This is a genomic window from Siccirubricoccus sp. G192 (assembly GCF_019084075.1).
Classification (GTDB): domain Bacteria; phylum Pseudomonadota; class Alphaproteobacteria; order Acetobacterales; family Acetobacteraceae; genus G192.
In genome coordinates this window covers 897,349-914,207 of sequence record NZ_JAHREN010000001.1, presented here as the reverse complement: position 1 = coordinate 914,207, position 16,859 = coordinate 897,349, and the positions used below count along the sequence as shown (strand labels likewise).

Genomic DNA, 16,859 nt, shown 5'->3' with positions numbered 1-16,859 from the left:
CGGCGCGGCGGCGACCTGTCCGCTTGCCGCTGGCTTATCGCCCCAGCAGGTAATCCCTCAGGACCACGGCTTCGTTGCGGGTTTCATCCCTCGCGCCAAACAGCAGGGTCAGCGGGCCCTGCCGAGCCATGGCGCGCAGCGCCGCGACCGGCTCGGCATTCCGTTTCAGCTCCGCCCTGTATCGCTCGGCGAACTCGTGCCAACGGGACGGCTCATGCCCGAACCACTGCCGCAGCTCCGCGCTGGGCGCGACATCCTTGCACCAGGTGCTGAGCGCGGCGCGCTCCTTGCTGACGCCCCGGGGCCAAAGCCGGTCCACCAGGACACGGGCGCCGTCGTCCTCCGCGGCCGGCTCGTAGATCCGCTTCAGCCGCACGTTTCCCGCCGGGATATGTTCGGTCATGCATCCTGCCGCCTGGTAAGCGCCTCCTTGGTGGGATCCGTGGCGTGGCGTCGCTGCGGCCGGAACCGCTCGTTCACCCCGACGACGCAGGCGGCTTCGCCTGCTCCTCTGCCATGGTGGCGAGCATCAGGGTGGAATGGGCATAGGCCCCGCCGGCCCGCATCTCCGCGGCCACCCAGACCGCCTCCGTCAGTTCCTGGGGGGTCGCACCGGCGCGCAGCGCCGCCTTGGTGTGGCCCTTGATGCAATAGGGGCATTGGGTGACATGGGCGACGGCCACGGCGACGATCTGCTTCATCTTCGCCGGCAGGGCGCCATCCTCGAACACCTTCCGGCTGAAGGCGTCGAAGGCGGCCTGGACCTCGGGCGCGAGATCGCGCCGCTGCTGCGCGATCTCGCGCGTGGCCTGCGGGTACATGGCGTCAGGCATGTCTTGCTTCTCCGTTCAATCGGGTGGGGGATGGCGAAGGCGTGGCCTGGAGGTGGGAGCGCACGGGTCCTCACATGGCTTCATAGAGATAGGGCGGCAGAGGTTGCGTCCGGTCCGCCACGCCCTTCACCCCGGGCACCTGCTCGGCCAGCACGCGCAGGCCGCGCTGCACCGCTTCGCTGGGCGAGAAGCCATGGAACTCGACCACGCCGTCCCTGACTTCGACCACGGTGTGGGAGGCATAGGCCCAGGGCTCGCGTCGCATCGCGGCGACGACGGCGCGCCGGATACGCTCATCGGAGACATCGGCCGCCTCGACGGCCGGCGCGACGAGCGCCCGGAGCAGGTCTGCACGGCTGACGAGGCCGCGGAGACGGCCATCCTCCATCACCAGCACCCGGCGGATGCCGTTCTGCTCGATCAGGGCCGCGATCTCGGCGATCGGGGTGTCCAGCGTGACGGTGACGACATGGGTCGTCATCACCTCCTGCGCCACGAAACCATGCGTGCGCGCATAGCAATCGGCCGCCACCGCCGGATTCACGACGAGGGAGGTGAGCCAGGAGGGCGGCCTGTCGAGCCTGGACGCAAGGCGGCGGATCAGATCGGCCTCGGTGACGATGCCGAGCAGCACACCATCGGCATCGACGACCGGCACGGCCGAGATGCCGTGCCGGGTGAGCAGCCGCGCGATGGCCGCCACCGGGAGATCGGGCGGTATCGTCACCACATCGGGTGTCATCAATTCCCGCGCCCTCAGGCCATTCATGGCTGCTTCTCCCTGGCTGCCGGCATCCCGTCCCGCGGTAGCGCGAGCGGCGGCCCTCGATGGGGTCGGCTGCGGGCGGCATGGCGGGCGGATGCGGACTCCCCGGCAGGTGCGGCCGGCGCCGCTTCGGCGCGCCGCGCCCATGATCCCATCAGAAGGCTGAGCAAGTCGGCCTGGTCGGGCATGGCCCAACTCCCGCTCCTCCGCGTATCGCGCCGTGTCGTCCCGCGTGAAGGGACACCCGGAGGAGCAGCCTGCTCCCATCGCAACGAACGGGCAAACGAGATTTATTGGCCGTTGAGCGCAGATTTTTTTGCTCAATAAATCAGGATGAGCAGCGCACGGGGTCCGCAAGGCGGCCACTTCCGCCACCGCTCCAGGGGAGGCCGGCGACCCTTCGGAGCCGGATCCGTCGAGGGCGCCGTTCGGCCATGGCACCGGGCGTCTGCCGCCCGCGGCCCTGGCGACCACGCCGGAGGCTGGCTCGGACCCGGGCGCTCCTTCACCGGCGGCTGGCAGTCGGCTTTCGCGTCTTCGTGCGGGCGCCGCCACGCCGCGTCGCGGGCTGGGTGGCCTTCGCCGCCGGCTTGGCCCGTGCGGTCCGCGGCGCCGCCGCCTTCGCCGTCGGGCGCTGGGAGGCCACCTTCCCCGGGGCCTTCGCGGGCGCGACCTTCCGGGCCGATGCCCTGGGCTTCGGCGTCCCGGGCGCGGTCCGCGCGGATGCCGCCTTCCGCGCCGGCGCCTTGCCCGGGGCGGGCTTCGCGGCTGTCCGCCTGGTGGAGGTCCGCGCGGCGGGTTTCTTCGCGGGAGGCTTCCTGGCGGCTGGCGTCCTGGCTTCCACCTGCCTCCGGCGCGGCGCGCGGCTGGCCTCCGCCATCGCCTCGGCCAGCCGGCGCTCGGACCCGGCCAGGGAGGACTGCGCCTCCCGCAGGGCAGCCTCGGCTGCGGCGCGCGCGGCGCGCTCGGCGGCCAGCGCCGTCCGTTCCGTCGCCAGCGCCGCTTCCGCCGCCCGCAAGGCGCGCTGCGCGGCCTTCTCCGCGGCACGTGCCGAATCGAGCAGGGCCTCGGCCCGCCGCTGCTCGTCCTGCAGGCGCCCGGCTTCGATGGCGTCCGACCGGGCGGCCTCGATGGCCTTCTCCGCCTCGTCGCGCGCCTGCGCTTCGTGCCTGACCCGCATCTCGAGCTGGCGCCTGGCCTCCATGGCCTGCTCCAGCGATCGCCCGAGGCGCTCGCGCTCGGCGCGCTCGGTCCGCAATGCGGCCTCCGCCTCCCGCAAGCGCCCCGCCAGCACGGCCGCATCCTGTGCGGAGCCTTCAGCGCGCGAGGCGCCGTGCCGGCCCAGGCCGCTCACCGTCTCGACCCGAACCTCGCCCTCGCGCACGAAGCGGTGCTGGTCGCGCATGGGCCGCCCCGCTCCAGGGGCGGCCGGGCCGGGCGCGGCGCCACGGGGGGGCCTGATGCCTCCGGGCGCCCATATTGCCGAGCGCCGCCCGCATGCGCGCCTCATCGTTCAGCAGATCATCCTGGTCGTGAATGGGATTGCGGCTCGTGGGCGGCTTCCCGTCCGGCATGCGGCGGCACCTCTGTCGAAATGGCCTTCGGCGTCAGCCGCCGCCAGGGATCGGGCAGCAGCGCGGGCCGTGGTTGAGGGGCACTCCTAGTGGAGGTCTCGCCACGCGTCTATGCGGCAGCGCGTCCCTTCCGGGTGCAGCCCGCTACAGTGCGCGGAAGCCGATGTCCCGCCGGCAGAATCCCTCCGGCCAATCGATCGCGTCCACCGCCCGGTAGGCGGCATCCCGCGCCTCGCGCAGCGTCGCGCCGGTGCCGGCGATGCCGAGCACGCGGCCGCCATTCGCCAGCACCGTGCCATCCGGCGCGCGCGCCGTGCCGGCATGGAAGACCTGCACGCCGGGCACCGCGGCGGCCTGCTCCAGCCCGCGGATCGCGCTGCCCTTGGCATAGGCGCCGGGATAGCCGTGCGCCGCCAGCACCACCACCAGACTGTGCAGATCGGCCCAGCGCAGGTCGAAATCGCCCAGTTCGCCATCGCAGGCGGCGAGCAGGGCGGCCAGCAGGTCGCTCCGCAGCCGCGGCATCAGTGCCTGGCATTCCGGGTCGCCGAAGCGGACGTTGAACTCGATCAGCTTCGGCCCGGTGTCCGTCAGCATCAGCCCGGCAAACAGCACGCCGCGGAAGGGCGTGCCGCGCCGCGCCATTTCAGCCAGGGTCGGTCGGATGATCTCCGCCATCACCTGGTCGCGCAGCGCCTCGGTGAAGACGGGTGGTGGCGCATAGGCGCCCATGCCGCCGGTATTCGGGCCGGTATCGCCATCACCGACACGCTTGTGGTCCTGCGCGGCGCCGAGCGGCAGCGCGGTTTCGCCATCACAGAGCGCGAAGAAGGAGATTTCCTGGCCCACCAGGCATTCCTCGATCACCACCGCCGCGCCGGCCGCGCCATGCACGCGGCCCTCCATCATCTCGGCGATGGCGGCCTCGGCCTCGGCCACGCTCGCCGCCACCACCACGCCCTTGCCCGCCGCCAACCCATCCGCCTTCACCACGATGGGCGCGCCCTGCGCCCGCACATAAGCACGCGCCACCGCCGCATCCTCGAAGTGGCGCCAGGCGGCGCCGGGCACGCTGGCGGCATCGGCGACCTCGCGGGTGAAGCTCTTGCTGCCCTCCAGCCGCGCCGCCGCGGCGGAGGGGCCGAAACAGCGCAGCCCGGCCTCGGCGCAGGCATCGGCGAGGCCGAGCGTCAGCGGCGCCTCCGGCCCCGCCACCACCAGGTCGATGCCGTGGTCGCGCGCGAAGCCCACCAGCCCGGCCACATCCTCGGCGCCGATCAGCACGCAGTCCGCCACCTCGGCGATGCCGGCATTGCCGGGCGCGCACCAGAGCCGCGTCAGCAGCGGCGAGGCGGCCAGAGCCCAGCACAGCGCATGTTCCCGCCCGCCGCCGCCGACCACCAGGACCTTCATGCGCATGCCTCACCCGAAACGAGGGGGAACCAGCCTCCCCGGCGGGCGGGGCTTAGCATAAGCTCCGGCCATGGACACCTCCCCGCCCCCCCGCCTCGCGCGCCGCCGACAACCTGCCGGAATATGCCGTCTCCGAGATCGCCGGCGCCATCCGCCGGACGCTCGAACAGGCTTTCGGCCGGGTGCGGGTCAGGGGCGAGATCACCGAGCTGAAGCGCTACCCCTCCGGGCATATCTACCTCTCGCTGAAGGACGAGAACGCCAAGCTGGAATCGGTGATCTGGAAGACCGCCGTGCCGCGCCTCGGCCTCAAGCCGGAGAACGGGGTGGAAGTGATCGCCACGGGCCGCATCGGCACCTATGCCGACCGCTCCAAGTACCAGCTCGTCATCGAGCGGCTGGACTATGCCGGCGAGGGCGCGCTGCTGGCGCGGATCGAGCGGCTGCGCCTCAGGCTGCTGGAGGAGGGACTCTTCGCCGCCGAACGCAAGCGGCCGATCCCGCTCCTGCCGCGGGTGATCGGCGTCGTCACCAGCGAGCGCGGCGCTGTCATCCAGGATATCCGCACCACCATTGCCCGCCGCTTCCCGCGGCAGATCCTGCTCTGGCCCGTGGCGGTGCAGGGCGCCGGCGCGGCGGAGCAGATCGCCGCCGCCATCGAGGGTTTCGGACATCTGGCGCCGCCACTCAGACCGGACGTGCTGATCGTCGCGCGCGGCGGCGGCAGCCTGGAAGACCTGATGGCCTTCAACGAGGAGATCGTGGTCCGCGCCGCCGCCGCCTGCCCCATCCCGCTCATCAGCGCGGTGGGGCATGAGACCGACACCACCCTGATCGACTTCGCCTCCGACCGCCGTGCCCCCACCCCCACCGCCGCCGCCGAGATGGCGCTGCCGGCGCGCGCCGACCTGCTCGATGCGCTGCGCCAGCAGGAGATGCGGCTGCGCCAGGCCTATCGCGCCCGCTTGCAGGCGCAACGGCTGCGGCTCTCGCGCGCCGAGCGCGGCCTGCCGGACCTGCCGGCGCTGCTGGAGACGGCGCGGCGGCGGGTGGATGACTGGGCGGATCGCCTGGCCAATGCGCCGGGCAACTGCTTCCGCCGCAAGCGCATGCCGCTCGACCGCGCCGCGGCGGCGCTGCGCCACCCGCGCGAGGTGATCGCGGCGCATCGCGCCCGGCTGCAACTGCGGGCGACCGAGGCGCTGGCCGCCTACAGGCGCCGCCTCGGCCAGCAGCAGCACCGGCTGGCCGGGGCGCGGCCGAGCCCGGCGCCGGTGCTGGCGCTGCTGCGGCAGGACCGGACTCGGCTGGAGGGGCTGGCGGCGCGGCTGGAGGGCGTTTCCTACCAGGCGGTGCTGTCGCGTGGCTTCGCGCTGGTGCAGGACGCGGCGGGGGCGACGCTCGACCGCGCCGCGGCGGTGCCGCCGGGCGCGGCGCTGACCCTCACCTTCGCCGATGGCCAGGTCGGCGCCACGGCGGAGGGAGAGGCGAAGCCGCCGCGCCGCAAGCCGCGCGAATTGCCGGACCAGGGGGCGCTGCTGTGATCCGCCGCCGCGCCGCCCTCGCCCTGCCTGCCCTGCTGCTGTTGCCGCGCGCCGCCGCCGCGCTCGAATGGCGGGGCGAGGCGGCGCAGGGCGGGCTGCTGATCGGCCGCGCCGCGCCGGGCACCCGGCTGATGCTGGAGGGCCGCGCCGTGCGGGTCGGGTCATCTGGCGAATTCGTGCTGGGCTTCGGCCGCGACCATGGGCCGGAGGCGGTGCTCGCCATCACGCCCCCCGGCGGCGGCAGGCCGGTGCAGCAGCGGATCGCGGTGGCGCGGCGGGACTGGGACGTGCAGCACATCACCGGCCTGCCGCCGGCCCAGGTGACGCCGGATGCCGAGGCGCTGGCCCGCATCACCGCGGAACGCGCGCGCCTGGCCGCGGCGCGGGCGCTGGACAGCGCCCTGCTGGAATTCACGCGCGGCTTCGCCTGGCCGGCACGCGGCCGGATCAGTGGCATCTATGGCAGCCAGCGCGTGCTGAACGGCCAGCCGCGGCAGCCGCATTACGGGCTGGACGTGGCGGCGCCGACCGGCACGCCGGTGGCCGCGGCGGCGGCCGGGCGGGTGAGCCTGGCCGGCGACTACTTCTTCTTCGGCCGCCTGCTGGTGCTGGACCATGGGCATGGGGTGAACACGCTCTATGCGCATCTCTCGGCGGTGGATGTGCCGGAGGGCGCGGCGGTGGCGGCTGGGCAGCGGATCGGCGCGATCGGCGCCACCGGGCGGGTGACGGGGCCGCATCTGCATTTCGGCCTGTCCTGGTATCAGACCTGGCTTGACCCGCAGCGATTGCTGCCGGTGGTGCAGGGATAGGCAGGGGCGGGCTGGAATTCGGGCTTGCAGGCTGGCGGTTCGAGGACTGGCTTCCGGGCCTGAAATCGGGTGGCCAGGACGCGGCACTACCGTTGATTATATTCACGAGGTTGTGCCGGGATTTGCCTGCGGATACCGGGCATGGCGCTTCGGCAGCAAGGCTGCTGCCAGCGGCTCTCCTGGATCACCGTTGCTCGATCCTGTGTGGATGCAGCCAGGGCGGGTGGCGTCTGTTCCAGCCACCTGCGCCGCTGGGGACACCTGCACAATTCAGAGGCATTGGCCAGAGGACTGGCTTGGTGATAGCGGGAAAACGGTGCATGAATGTGACGAAAAGCCAACCATGCATCGCGCTCGGGACTGAGCTGCCCGGTCGCCCGGAGGACGTGAACCGGCCCGCAGGATACAAGCCGTGCCGAGCCCGGCCATCATAGGAACACAGCAAGTGCCTGCCGCGGTCGACCCCTACGAGCTGCTGATTCGAAGCGTGGTGGACTACGCCATCTACATGCTCGACCCGGAAGGGTATGTAGTGAGTTGGAATCCCGGGGCGGAGAGGATCAAGGGATATACGGCGGACGAGATCATCGGCGAGCACTTCTCCCGCTTCTACACCGACGAGGACCGCGCCGCCGGCGTGCCGCGGGAGGCCTTGAGGATCGCCGCCGAGACCGGCCGCTTCACGGCCGAAGCCTGGCGGGTCCGGAAGGATGGCAGCCACTTCTGGGCGATGGTGGTCATCGACCCCATCCGCCTCGATGGCAGGCTGGCCGGATTCGCGAAGATAACCCGCGACATGACCGAGCAGCGCCAGGCGCAGCTCGCCGCGACCGAGAGCGAGCGCCGGTTCCGCCTGCTGGTCCAGGGCGTGACCGACTACGCCATCTACATGCTCGACCCGGAAGGGCAGGTGGCCAACTGGAATGCGGGGGCCGAACGGATCAAGGGCTACACCGCTTCCGAGATCGTCGGCCAGCATTTCTCCCGGTTCTATACCCCCGAGGACCTCGATGCCGGCCTGCCCTGGAAGGCGCTGGAGACGGCCCGCCGGGAGGGGCGCTACGAGGCCGAGGGCTGGCGGGTCCGAAAGGATGGCAGCCGCTTCTGGGCCAGCGCGGTGCTCGATGCCGTGCTCGACGACGGCGCGCTGATCGGCTTCGCCAAGATCACCCGCGACCTCACGGAGCGGCGCGAGGCCCAGCTCCACCTGGAGCAGTCGCGCGAGCTGCTGTTCCAGGCGCAGAAGATGGAGGCCGTGGGGCACCTCACCGGCGGGCTGGCGCATGACTTCAACAACCTGCTGACCGGGATCGCCGGCAGCCTCGGGATGCTGAAGCGGCGGGTGGCGCAGGGCCGGGTCGGCGATCTCGACCGCTACATCACCGCCGCCCAGGACGCCGCCGGCCGCGCGGCGGCGCTGACGCACCGGCTGCTTGCCTTCGCGCGCCGCCAGACGCTCGATCCCCGGCCGACCGATGCGAACCGGCTGATCGCCGGCATGGCGGAGCTGATCCGGCGCACGGTCGGGCCGGAAATCAAGGTGGAGCCGGCGCTCGCAACCGGGCTCTGGCCGATCCTGTGCGACCCGAACCAGCTCGAGAACGCGATCCTCAACCTCTGCATCAATGCGCGCGACGCCATGCCCGATGGCGGGCGGCTCACCATCGGGACCGCCAATATCCGGCTCGACGAGCGCGGCGCGCGCGCGCAGGACCTGCAGCCCGGCGAATACGTGGCGATCTCCGTCACCGACACGGGAACGGGCATGACGCCCGAGGTGATGGCGCATGCCTTCGATCCCTTCTTCACGACCAAGCCGATCGGCCAGGGCACCGGCCTCGGCCTGTCCATGATCTACGGCTTCGCCCGGCAATCGGGCGGGCAGGCGCGGATCCAGTCGGCGCCGGGCGCCGGCACCACCGTGCGGATCCACCTGCCCCGGCATCAGGGCAAGGCAAGCGAGGAAGAGGCGCAGGCCAGGCCGCCCGAAGCGCGCCGGGCGGCGGCTGGCGAGACGGTGCTCGTCGTCGATGACGAGCCGACCGTGCGCATGCTGGTGACCGAGGTGCTTGAAGACCTGGGCTATGCGGCGATCGAGGCGGCGGACGGCGCGTCAGGGCTGAAGATCCTGCAATCGGACACGCAGGTCGATCTGCTGATCACCGATGTCGGCCTGCCCGGCGGGATGAACGGCCGGCAGATGGCCGATGCCGCGCGGCAGGCCCGGCCCGGGCTGAAGGTGCTGTTCATCACCGGCTATGCCGAGAAGGCCGCGGTGGGCAACGACCACCTGGAACCCGGCATGCACGTGCTGACCAAGCCCTTCGCGGTCGAAGCGCTGGCGCACCGGATCAATGCCATCCTCGGTGAAGGCTGAGTCGGCCCGATGACCGCAGGGCCGCATGGCCCGGAGGTCTGAATCGGGCCGAAGATACAAGGCTGCCCGGAACTCCGCAGCCGGCGCGGAGCCCTCATCCGCCTCGGGATCATCACACGCAATTGGCGCAGGCGACGACGATGCCGGCAATGGCGGGGAGTTGCCGCGCGCGATCCGCCCGAAGCTGCCGCCAGGCGCGCCGGAAGGCCAGCAGCAGCGCCGCCAGACGCCGCATGCGCGATGGCCCGGGGGCGGGTGCGGGTTCCACGGTCTCGCCCGTCAGTTCCGGCGCCCAGGGCAGGAGGCCGGGGCCGCTGGCGGGCGCCGCGAAGCCGGCGCGGTTCATGGCAGGGCGCATTCACCCCGCCCCGGCACCGGGGAGCCGCCGGCCGCGCATGTAGTGGCGCTCCGGCCGGTAGCCGGCGCCGATGGAGCAGGCCTTGATCCAGGCCCGCAGCCGGCGCAGCAGGCCGCCTGGCCCATCGGGTAACTTCAGCGTCCTCATTGTCCTGCTCCCTTGGCCGGAGGGATCGGGCTGCCAGCGCGGCCCGGTCCGCTGGCCGGGATCTGGGTCATTCATGTTTCAGGATGATGTCGCGCCGGACGGAATCCTGTTTCAGCCGAGGCGCAGCCGTGAGGCAGCGGCCCGGGGACGGACCGGCATCGGCCGCCAATCGAACCGCCTATGCTCAATCCTCAACTCAAGGTAGATTTCCCGGAGCCGGTGCGGATTTCGAGTCAGGAGAGTGCATTGCAAACGCGACCGCTGAAAGCCGTCCTGCAAGGGATCGGCCTGCTGGCCTGCCTGTTTTCGGGCGAGGTCCAGGCGCAGGCAGGGCAAACCGCCGGCGACGCATGGAACCCGGCCGTCGTGGCGACGGACAAGGGGCCGGTGCGCGGCACCGTCCGGAACGGGGTGCTGGAATTCAGGGGCATCCCCTATGCGGCCCCGCCGGTCGGCGCGTTGCGCTGGGCCTTGCCGCAGCCCGCGGCGCCCTGGACCGGCACATTGGACGCGGCGGAGCATGGCGGCGCCTGCCCGCAGGTTGCGCGCTACGGCCTGACCGAGGCGAGCAGCACCGAGGACTGCCTCACCCTGAACATCGCCGCGCCCGCCTCCGCCGGGGCGCGGCGCCCCGTCATCGTCTGGATCCATGGCGGCGCCTTCGTGGGCGGCTCCAGCGCGCTCTATCCGCTGGACCACCTGGCCAGGTCGGGCGATGCCGTCGTGGTGTCGATGAACTATCGCCTCGGAGTCTTCGGCTTCATGCCGCACCCGGCCTTCGAGGCCGACCACAATGGCGGCTACGCCCTTGAGGACCAGAGGCTGGCGCTGCACTGGATCAGGCAGAACATCGCCGCATTCGGCGGGGACCCGGACAACATCACCCTCGCCGGCGAGTCCGCCGGCGCCGCCTCGGTCTGCATGCACATCATCGCGCCGGAGCAGACCTCCGGTCTCTTCCACAAGGCCGTGGTCCAGAGCGCCGGCTGCGTCCAGCCCCTCCGCAGCGTGGAGCAGAACCTCGCCACCGGGCGGAAGGTGGCGGCGCTGGTGGGCTGCGACGATCCCGCGACGGCCCTCGCCTGCCTGCGCGGCAAGCCCGTGGCGGATCTGCTCCAGGCCGCGGACAAGGCCGGGGGCACCGATCTCATGGCCTATGCGCCGAGCATCGGCAGCCGGACCGCGCCGGTGCAGGGCGCCGAGGCCATGGCCTCGGGCCGCTTCGTCCGGGTGCCGATGATCAATGGCGGCACCCGGGACGAGCTCCGGCTCTATGTCGGCTACGACATCCAGGCCGGCAGCCGGATCACGGCGGAGAATTACCGGGACGCGCTGAAGGCCATCTATGGCGACCACACGGATGCGGTCCTCGGACAGTACCCGGTGAGCCGGTACTCCTCGGCCCCGGCCGCCCTCGGGACGGTGATGTCCGACTTCCGGCCCGATGTCGGCATCAACAACTGCATCTACCAGGAGACGGCCCGGCTCGCCTCGCAATACGTCAGCGTCTACCAGTTCGAATTCGCCGACCGGGGCGCTCCCGTCCTCGGGGTCGCCATGCCGGCGAAGCCGGATCCCGGCTTCGAGCTGGGCGCCGCGCATTCCTCCGAACTGAACTACTTCTTCCCGCATTTCTCCAACACGACGAAGCTGGATGGCCCCGATCTGGCGCCGCCCTCGCAGGAACTCGCGGACCGGATGGTGTCGTACTGGATGAGCTTCGCCCGGACCGGCACGCCGCAGGCCCCAGGCTCCCCGGCCTGGGCGCCCTTCCGCCAGGCCCGCACCGCCATGCGCTTCGATCCGGGCAGCGTCGGGGGCTTCGATCCCGCGGCGGCGCACAACTGCGCCTTCTGGCAGCGGCTCTACCCGGTGATCCTCGGCGGCGAGCCTTGACAGGGCACCGTGGCGCGGCCGGCCATCCGGCGGGCCGGGCCGCGGTGAAGGGTTGGGCCGCGGCCCTGGCGGGACATCCCCGCCAAGGCTCAGGCCGGCATCGGCACCCGCTGCGCCAGCGGCTCCAGCATCGCCTCGATCGCCGCCGGCTGCTCCCATTCCAGCCGCACCGTCACCACCGTGACGCGGGAGCGGAAGGCTGGCGGGATGCGCACGAAATCCTTGCGGGTGGTGACCGGGATGGCGCGCAGCGATTCCGCCTCGGCCAGCAGTTCGCGCATGTCGCCGGCATCGAAGGGGTAGTGGTCGGCGAAGGCCATGCGCCCGGCCAGCACCGCGCCGCCTTCCTGCAGGGTGGCGAAGAATTTGCGCGGGTTGGCGATGCCGCAGAAAGCATAGACCGGCTGGCCCGCGAGCAATTCGGCCTCCGGCCCCGGCCGCAGATGCGCGCGCAGCACCGGCAGGCTGGGCGGCAGCAGGGCGGCGGCGCCGCATTCATCCGCGCCGATCATCACCGCGGCGCGGACCCGCGAGGCGGCCTCGGCCACCGGCTCCCGCAAGGGTCCGGCCGGGATGATGCGGCCATTGCCGAAGCCGAAGCTGCCATCGATGATGAGCAGCGACAGGTCCTTTTGCAGCGTCGGGTTCTGCAGCCCGTCATCCATGACGATGGCATGCGCCCCGGCCGCCACCGCCGCCTGCGCCCCCCGCCGCGCGGTCGGCCGAGATCCAGGCCGGGCGCTCGGCCGCCAGCAGCAGCGCCTCGTCGCCCACCGCCTGGCTGTCATGCAGCGCGGGATCGACCCGCACCGGCCCCTTCAGCCGCCCGCCATAGCCGCGCAGCAGGAAATGCACCGCGACGCCGCGGGCCGCCAGGCGCCGCCCGAGATCGAGCGCCACCGTGGTCTTGCCAGCGCCGCCGGCGGTGGCATTGCCGCAGCAGATCACCGGCACCGGCGCCTGCCAGCCGGGCCGCGCCATGCGCCGCGCGGTGGCGGCCCCATAGAGCGCGGCGATGGGAGAGAGCAGCAGGGGCATGACGCCCCGACCCTCCCCGCTCCAGGATCCGGGGGGCACGCATCACGCCTTGATCGATCCTCGCATCCAGCGTCCCGGCAGCACGGCTTGCCCGTGCGCCACCTGTCATCCTTCGAACAACGCTCCGCCAGGCTTCCTTGTCCCCGGGCCGTTCCGGCCCAGGCGAAGCGCGAAGGCGGGGCGCCCGCTCCCCGGCCCGGCATCGGGCCCGGCATCCGGCCCCGCATCGGGCAGCAACTGCAAGAGCGCCTCCGCCACCTGGCCGGGAAGCCCGGCCTCTGGCGCGACGGCCGCGGTGGCGGCTTCCGCCATGGCCTGTCCGCAACCGGGATTCGATAGCACGTCCGCCACCGCGGCCGCCAGCGCCGCGGCCGGGTCCGGCCCCTCGACCCGCCTCGCCCCGCCGGCGGCCAGCAGCCGCGCCACCGGTTCCGCGAAATTCCAGGTATGCGGGCCAAGCAGGATGGGGCAGCAGAGCCGCGCCGGCTCCAGCGGATTCTGCCCGCCATGCGGCACCAGCGAGCCGCCGACCAGGCAGAGATCGGCCAGCCGGTAGAAGAGCCCCAGTTCGCCCAGCGTATCGGCGACATAGAGCGCGGTCTCCGGCCCCGGCTGCTCCCCGGCGCCACGCCGCGCCAGGGTGAGTCCCGTCGCCCCGGCGGCACCCGCGGCCTCGGCCGCCACCGCCGGGCCGCGTTCGGGGTGGCGCGGCACGATGATGGTGAGCAGGCCGGGATGCGCCGCGGCCAGCGCCCGATGCGCCTCGACCACCAGCGCCTCCTCCCCCGGATGGGTACTGGCGGCGAGGAAGACCGGCCGCCCCGCCACCGCGGCCCTGAGCCGCGCCAGCGCCGCCTGGTCCACCGGCAGGGGCGGCGCCGCGTCCTTCAGGTTGCCGAGGCAGCGCACGGTCCGGGCGCCCAAGGCCCGCAGCCGCGCCGCATCGGCCTCGGACTGCGCCAGCACCAGGTCGAAGGCCCCGGCCAATTCCCGCCCGAGTCCCCGCGCCCAGCGCCAGCGCCGGGCCGAGCGGGCCGAGAGCCGGGCATTCAGCAGAACCAGCGGGATTCGCCGCGCCCGCGCCTCGGCCAGCAGGTTCGGCCAGAGTTCGGATTCCACGAAGACCGCCGCATCCGGCTGCCAGCCCGCCAGGAACCGCGCCGCCCAGCCCGGCACGTCCAGCGGCACGAAGCGGTGGATCACCCGCGCCGCCACCGCCGGCTCCAGCCGCTGGCCGAGCAGGGTGGCGGCGGTGACGGTGCCGGTCGTGACCAGCAGGGTCAGGTCCGGCGCCCGCCCGGCCAGGGCCTGGAGCACCGGCAGCACCGAGAGCGTCTCCCCCACGCTGGCCGCATGCAGCCAGAGCAGCCGGCCGGGTGGCCGCGCCGCCGCCTCGCCGCGGCGTTCCGCCAGCCGGTCCGCGATCTCCTTGCCGCGGGCGGCGCGGCGGCGGAGATGCAGCGGCAGCAGCGGCGCCGCCGCCCGCGTGCCCCAGCGCCAGAGCGTGGCGGCGAGGCTCATGCGCGGGCCCCTGCCGCCCGGGACTGCGCCCCGGACTGCGCCCAGGCATCGGCCTGGTCGCAGGCCGCCGTCAGCGCCGCCTCGATCGCCGGCAGCGCGGCCTCCGGCGCGGCGCGATCCACCGGAACCGGCGGGCCGAGCACGAAGACGCCGCGGCCGAAGGGCAGGGGCAGGCGCATCCGGTCCCAACTGCCGAGCAGGAATTGCCGCGAGGACCGTGCCGCGCAGGGCAGCACCGGCAGGCCGGAGAGCGCGGCCAATTGCGCCACCCCCGGCGCCGCCCGGCGGGCCGGGCCGCGCGGGCCATCCGGGGTGATCACCACCATGTCGCCGCCCGCCAGCACCCGCGCCAGCGCGCGCAGCCCGGTGGCGCCGCCGCGCGAGGTGGAGGCATGCACCATCTCCAGCCGGAACCGCCGCACCACCTCGCCGATGAAGCGGCCATCCCGGTGCCGGGAGACCAGCACATGCGCCCGCATCGGCACCATGGCTGGCACCCGGGTGCGGGCCAGCAGCCAGAGCATCGGCATCATCGGCAGCCTCTCATGCCAGAAGGCGGCGATGACGGGGCGGCAGCGCCCCGCCTCCGGCAGCAGGGCGGCATGCAGATGCGCCTCGCCCAGCAGCGTCCAGCGCGTGGTGCGAAAGACGATGGCGAGATAGAGGCCGAGCAGCCAGGCCAGCGCCGCCTGGGTGGCGGGGTGGCGGATCAGCCGCCGGAACATGGGGGATGGGGCATGGCGGGTTCCCGCCCCTAGCACGGCCGGCGCGGGGCCGGAATAGGTCTGGCCCGAAGCGCGGCCTTCCGGACCAGGCCCCGGGTTTCGCCGCGCACCTCCTGAAAGGTGCCTCCGGTTGTCAGCGCCGGGCGAATCGCGCGGGGTCGCCCACCATGCCGCCAGGGTTACCCGTTGCGGTCTGCTTCCAGCAGGCGCAGCAATTCCTCCGGGATCGGCTCGCTGATGATGGCGCCGTAGGATTGCTGCAGGCGGCGTTGCAGCCAGGTTTCGAAAGCATCGCTCCGTTCCGCCGGTCCGCGTTCAGGCTGCGGCCTGTCTCCCATCGAAGGCCCAGGCGCTGTGGTTGCGGCCGCCAGTCCGATCGGTCTGGTCGGCATGACAATGGCTTCCCAACGAGGTTCCTGCCGATAACGCGCGGCAGAAGCGAGGGGTGCCTTCGAAACCGAACAAAGGCGGACCGGTCCCGTGCCGTTCCGCATCCCGGGCTCGGGCCGGGGCGCCGAACTGCCACGATTGCTGCTGCGCTACGCCCTCACCTTCCGGATGCAGGCGGTCATGGCCACCGCTGGTGACCTGGCAGGGCTGCTGCCGGTGATGATCGGGGATGCGCCCGGCCCGATCCGGGCGCGGCTGCCTTGACCGGCCTCAGCCGTAGCGCCGCATGGCCATGGCTGCGGCAAGCAGGCCGCAGACCAGGGAGGTGGCGCCGAGCGCCGGGGCGGCCAGCAGGACCGGGGTGGCGACCGCGGCTGCGGAACCAAGCGCCACGCCCACCGCCGCCAACCCGCCGATCGCCGCGAAAACAGCGAGGAAGCACAGGGTAAGCATAAGGCGGGCCCTCCGGGTCATGGCGTGAATATGGCATACGCTGCCACGATGATGCCACGATTTGGGGCCACCCCGCCACAATACGACACCGCCGCCCTCACCTCACGGCGAGGACGGCGGCGCGGGCACCGGAAAGCCGGTGTTCTCAGCCGGTCTGCTGGATGGCCGAAAGCTGCCAGGCCCCGCCCTGGGACCGGGCGAAGGTCCAGATCTCCACCGCCTGGGTGCGCTGGTTCGGGTCGCCCTCCACCACCGCGCCATCCGAGAGGCGGTGGGTGACGTCGATCATCGAGAAGCGCATGGCCACGGTGGCGTATTCGCGACGACCCTCGCGCCAAGCTTCGGCCAGGTCGCCCTGGTCCAGGGTGACGTCGCGGGTCTCGTTGCGGAGGCCGCGGCTGGAGAGGTCGGCCAGGTCATCGGCGAAATACTGCACCATCTCCGGCGTCGCCAGCCGTTGCAGGCTGGCCAGGTCCTGCCGCGACCAGGCGGCATTGATGTCCTTCAGCAGCCCCTCGAAGGAGTCGAAATCCGCCTTCTCCAGCGCCAGCGCGGCGCCCGCGGCGGCGCCACCGCCGGCCGCCATGCCGCCGCGCGGGCCAGGGCCCGGGTTGGGGCCGCCCTCCATCTGGCGGGCCATGCCCTGCGGCACGCCGGCCATGGCGGGCTGCCCCGCCCGGCGGCGGAACCAGCCCATCGCCAGCCGCACCAGCAGCACGACCAGACCGATCTGCAGCAGCAGCCCGAGGAAGCCGGCGAAGCCCATGCCGCCCAGGCCGCCAAACATTCCATGGCCGAAGAGCAGCCCGCCCAGCCCGACGCCGAGCAGCCCGCCCAGCATCCCCGCCATGAAGGGGGAGCGGGAGAAGAAGCCGCCAGCCGGATTGGCCTGGCCGATCGGCGGCCGCTGCGCCTGCTGCGCCCCCGGCATGCCGGCGCGGCCCGGCTCGGTCATGCTGCGCTCCATCGGCCGTGCCGTGTCGGGCGCGGTATTGGTCCTGGGGGGGCGCGG

At 72.7% G+C, this 16,859-nt stretch carries 17 protein-coding genes and 1 pseudogene; 5 read left to right on the top strand and 13 right to left on the bottom strand.

All coding sequences use genetic code 11. The annotated features are described in order from the left end of the window. Positions 1-34: 34 nt before the first annotated feature. The 5 genes from KSF81_RS04330 to purD all read right to left on the bottom strand — a co-directional run bounded on the left by KSF81_RS04330 (position 35) and on the right by purD (position 4,586). A complete protein-coding gene (locus KSF81_RS04330) occupies positions 35-403 on the bottom strand; it encodes a DUF488 domain-containing protein (protein ID WP_217377931.1) in 369 nt (122 codons plus the stop codon). 73 nt (positions 404-476) lie between these two features. Continuing rightward, the gene (locus tag KSF81_RS04325) at positions 477-833 is read right to left on the bottom strand and encodes a carboxymuconolactone decarboxylase family protein (protein ID WP_217377930.1); all 357 of its coding nucleotides are present in this window, start codon (positions 831-833) and stop codon (positions 477-479) included. A gap of 70 nt (positions 834-903) precedes the next feature. Further along, positions 904-1,602 carry a CBS domain-containing protein gene (locus KSF81_RS04320; RefSeq protein WP_254453360.1) on the bottom strand — a complete coding sequence of 233 codons (699 nt, stop codon included), beginning with the start codon at positions 1,600-1,602 and terminating at the stop codon, positions 904-906. 502 nt (positions 1,603-2,104) lie between these two features. After that, positions 2,105-3,004 (bottom strand): hypothetical protein, encoded by a 900-nt coding sequence (locus tag KSF81_RS04315; RefSeq protein WP_217377929.1) that lies wholly within the window; start codon positions 3,002-3,004, stop codon positions 2,105-2,107. Positions 3,005-3,317: 313 nt separating this feature from the next. Continuing rightward, positions 3,318-4,586: a phosphoribosylamine--glycine ligase gene (purD, locus tag KSF81_RS04310; protein WP_217377928.1), complete on the bottom strand. Its 1,269-nt coding sequence runs from the start codon at positions 4,584-4,586 to the stop codon at positions 3,318-3,320. Between the two features lie 113 nt (positions 4,587-4,699). On the opposite strand from purD, the gene xseA reads away from it, so the two are divergent. The 3 genes from xseA to KSF81_RS04295 all read left to right on the top strand — a co-directional run bounded on the left by xseA (position 4,700) and on the right by KSF81_RS04295 (position 9,319). Then, positions 4,700-6,130 (top strand): exodeoxyribonuclease VII large subunit, encoded by a 1,431-nt coding sequence (gene xseA / locus KSF81_RS04305; RefSeq protein ID WP_217381558.1) that lies wholly within the window; start codon positions 4,700-4,702, stop codon positions 6,128-6,130. After that, positions 6,127-6,942, top strand: coding sequence for a M23 family metallopeptidase (locus KSF81_RS04300; protein ID WP_217377927.1), 816 nt, complete (start codon positions 6,127-6,129; stop codon positions 6,940-6,942). The genes xseA and KSF81_RS04300 overlap by 4 nt, the downstream gene beginning before the upstream one ends. A 445-nt stretch (positions 6,943-7,387) precedes the next feature. Beyond that, on the top strand, positions 7,388-9,319 hold the full coding sequence (locus tag KSF81_RS04295; protein WP_309139470.1) for a PAS domain S-box protein: 1,932 nt from the start codon (positions 7,388-7,390) through the stop codon (positions 9,317-9,319). Between the two features lie 112 nt (positions 9,320-9,431). Here the strand turns inward: KSF81_RS04295 and KSF81_RS04290 are convergent, their stop codons facing one another. Continuing rightward, a complete protein-coding gene (locus tag KSF81_RS04290) occupies positions 9,432-9,677 on the bottom strand; it encodes a hypothetical protein (protein ID WP_217377926.1) in 246 nt (81 codons plus the stop codon). Continuing rightward, positions 9,678-9,824: a hypothetical protein gene (locus tag KSF81_RS04285; RefSeq protein WP_217377925.1), complete on the bottom strand. Its 147-nt coding sequence runs from the start codon at positions 9,822-9,824 to the stop codon at positions 9,678-9,680. It abuts the gene before it with no gap. Between the two features lie 246 nt (positions 9,825-10,070). On the opposite strand from KSF81_RS04285, the gene KSF81_RS04280 reads away from it, so the two are divergent. After that, positions 10,071-11,720 (top strand): carboxylesterase/lipase family protein, encoded by a 1,650-nt coding sequence (locus tag KSF81_RS04280; protein ID WP_217377924.1) that lies wholly within the window; start codon positions 10,071-10,073, stop codon positions 11,718-11,720. An 89-nt stretch (positions 11,721-11,809) separates the two neighbouring features. Here KSF81_RS04280 and lpxK read toward each other — a convergent pair. From lpxK to KSF81_RS04260, 4 genes and pseudogenes are all read right to left on the bottom strand, one after another. Continuing rightward, positions 11,810-12,758, bottom strand: a pseudogene (gene lpxK / locus KSF81_RS04275) (tetraacyldisaccharide 4'-kinase). Positions 12,759-12,863: 105 nt separating this feature from the next. Then, entirely contained in the window at positions 12,864-14,279 is a 1,416-nt protein-coding gene (locus tag KSF81_RS04270; RefSeq protein WP_217377923.1) for a 3-deoxy-D-manno-octulosonic acid transferase, read from the bottom strand. After that, positions 14,276-15,004, bottom strand: coding sequence for a lysophospholipid acyltransferase family protein (locus KSF81_RS04265; protein ID WP_217377922.1), 729 nt, complete (start codon positions 15,002-15,004; stop codon positions 14,276-14,278). The genes KSF81_RS04270 and KSF81_RS04265 overlap by 4 nt, the downstream gene beginning before the upstream one ends. Positions 15,005-15,183: 179 nt before the next feature. Continuing rightward, the gene (locus tag KSF81_RS04260; protein WP_217377921.1) at positions 15,184-15,342 is read right to left on the bottom strand and encodes a NepR family anti-sigma factor; all 159 of its coding nucleotides are present in this window, start codon (positions 15,340-15,342) and stop codon (positions 15,184-15,186) included. Positions 15,343-15,484: 142 nt separating this feature from the next. Here KSF81_RS04260 and KSF81_RS04255 point away from each other — a divergent pair, with 142 nt between their 5' ends. After that, the gene (locus tag KSF81_RS04255; RefSeq protein WP_217377920.1) at positions 15,485-15,658 is read left to right on the top strand and encodes a hypothetical protein; all 174 of its coding nucleotides are present in this window, start codon (positions 15,485-15,487) and stop codon (positions 15,656-15,658) included. Positions 15,659-15,664: 6 nt separating this feature from the next. Here KSF81_RS04255 and KSF81_RS04250 read toward each other — a convergent pair whose 3' ends face one another. Together KSF81_RS04250 and KSF81_RS04245 are read right to left on the bottom strand one after the other, a co-directional pair. Then, complete coding sequence (locus KSF81_RS04250; protein WP_217377919.1) at positions 15,665-15,847, bottom strand: hypothetical protein; 183 nt, start codon at positions 15,845-15,847, stop codon at positions 15,665-15,667. A 145-nt stretch (positions 15,848-15,992) separates the two neighbouring features. Continuing rightward, a complete protein-coding gene (locus tag KSF81_RS04245; RefSeq protein WP_254453359.1) occupies positions 15,993-16,802 on the bottom strand; it encodes a TIM44-like domain-containing protein in 810 nt (269 codons plus the stop codon). Positions 16,803-16,859: the final 57 nt, after the last annotated feature.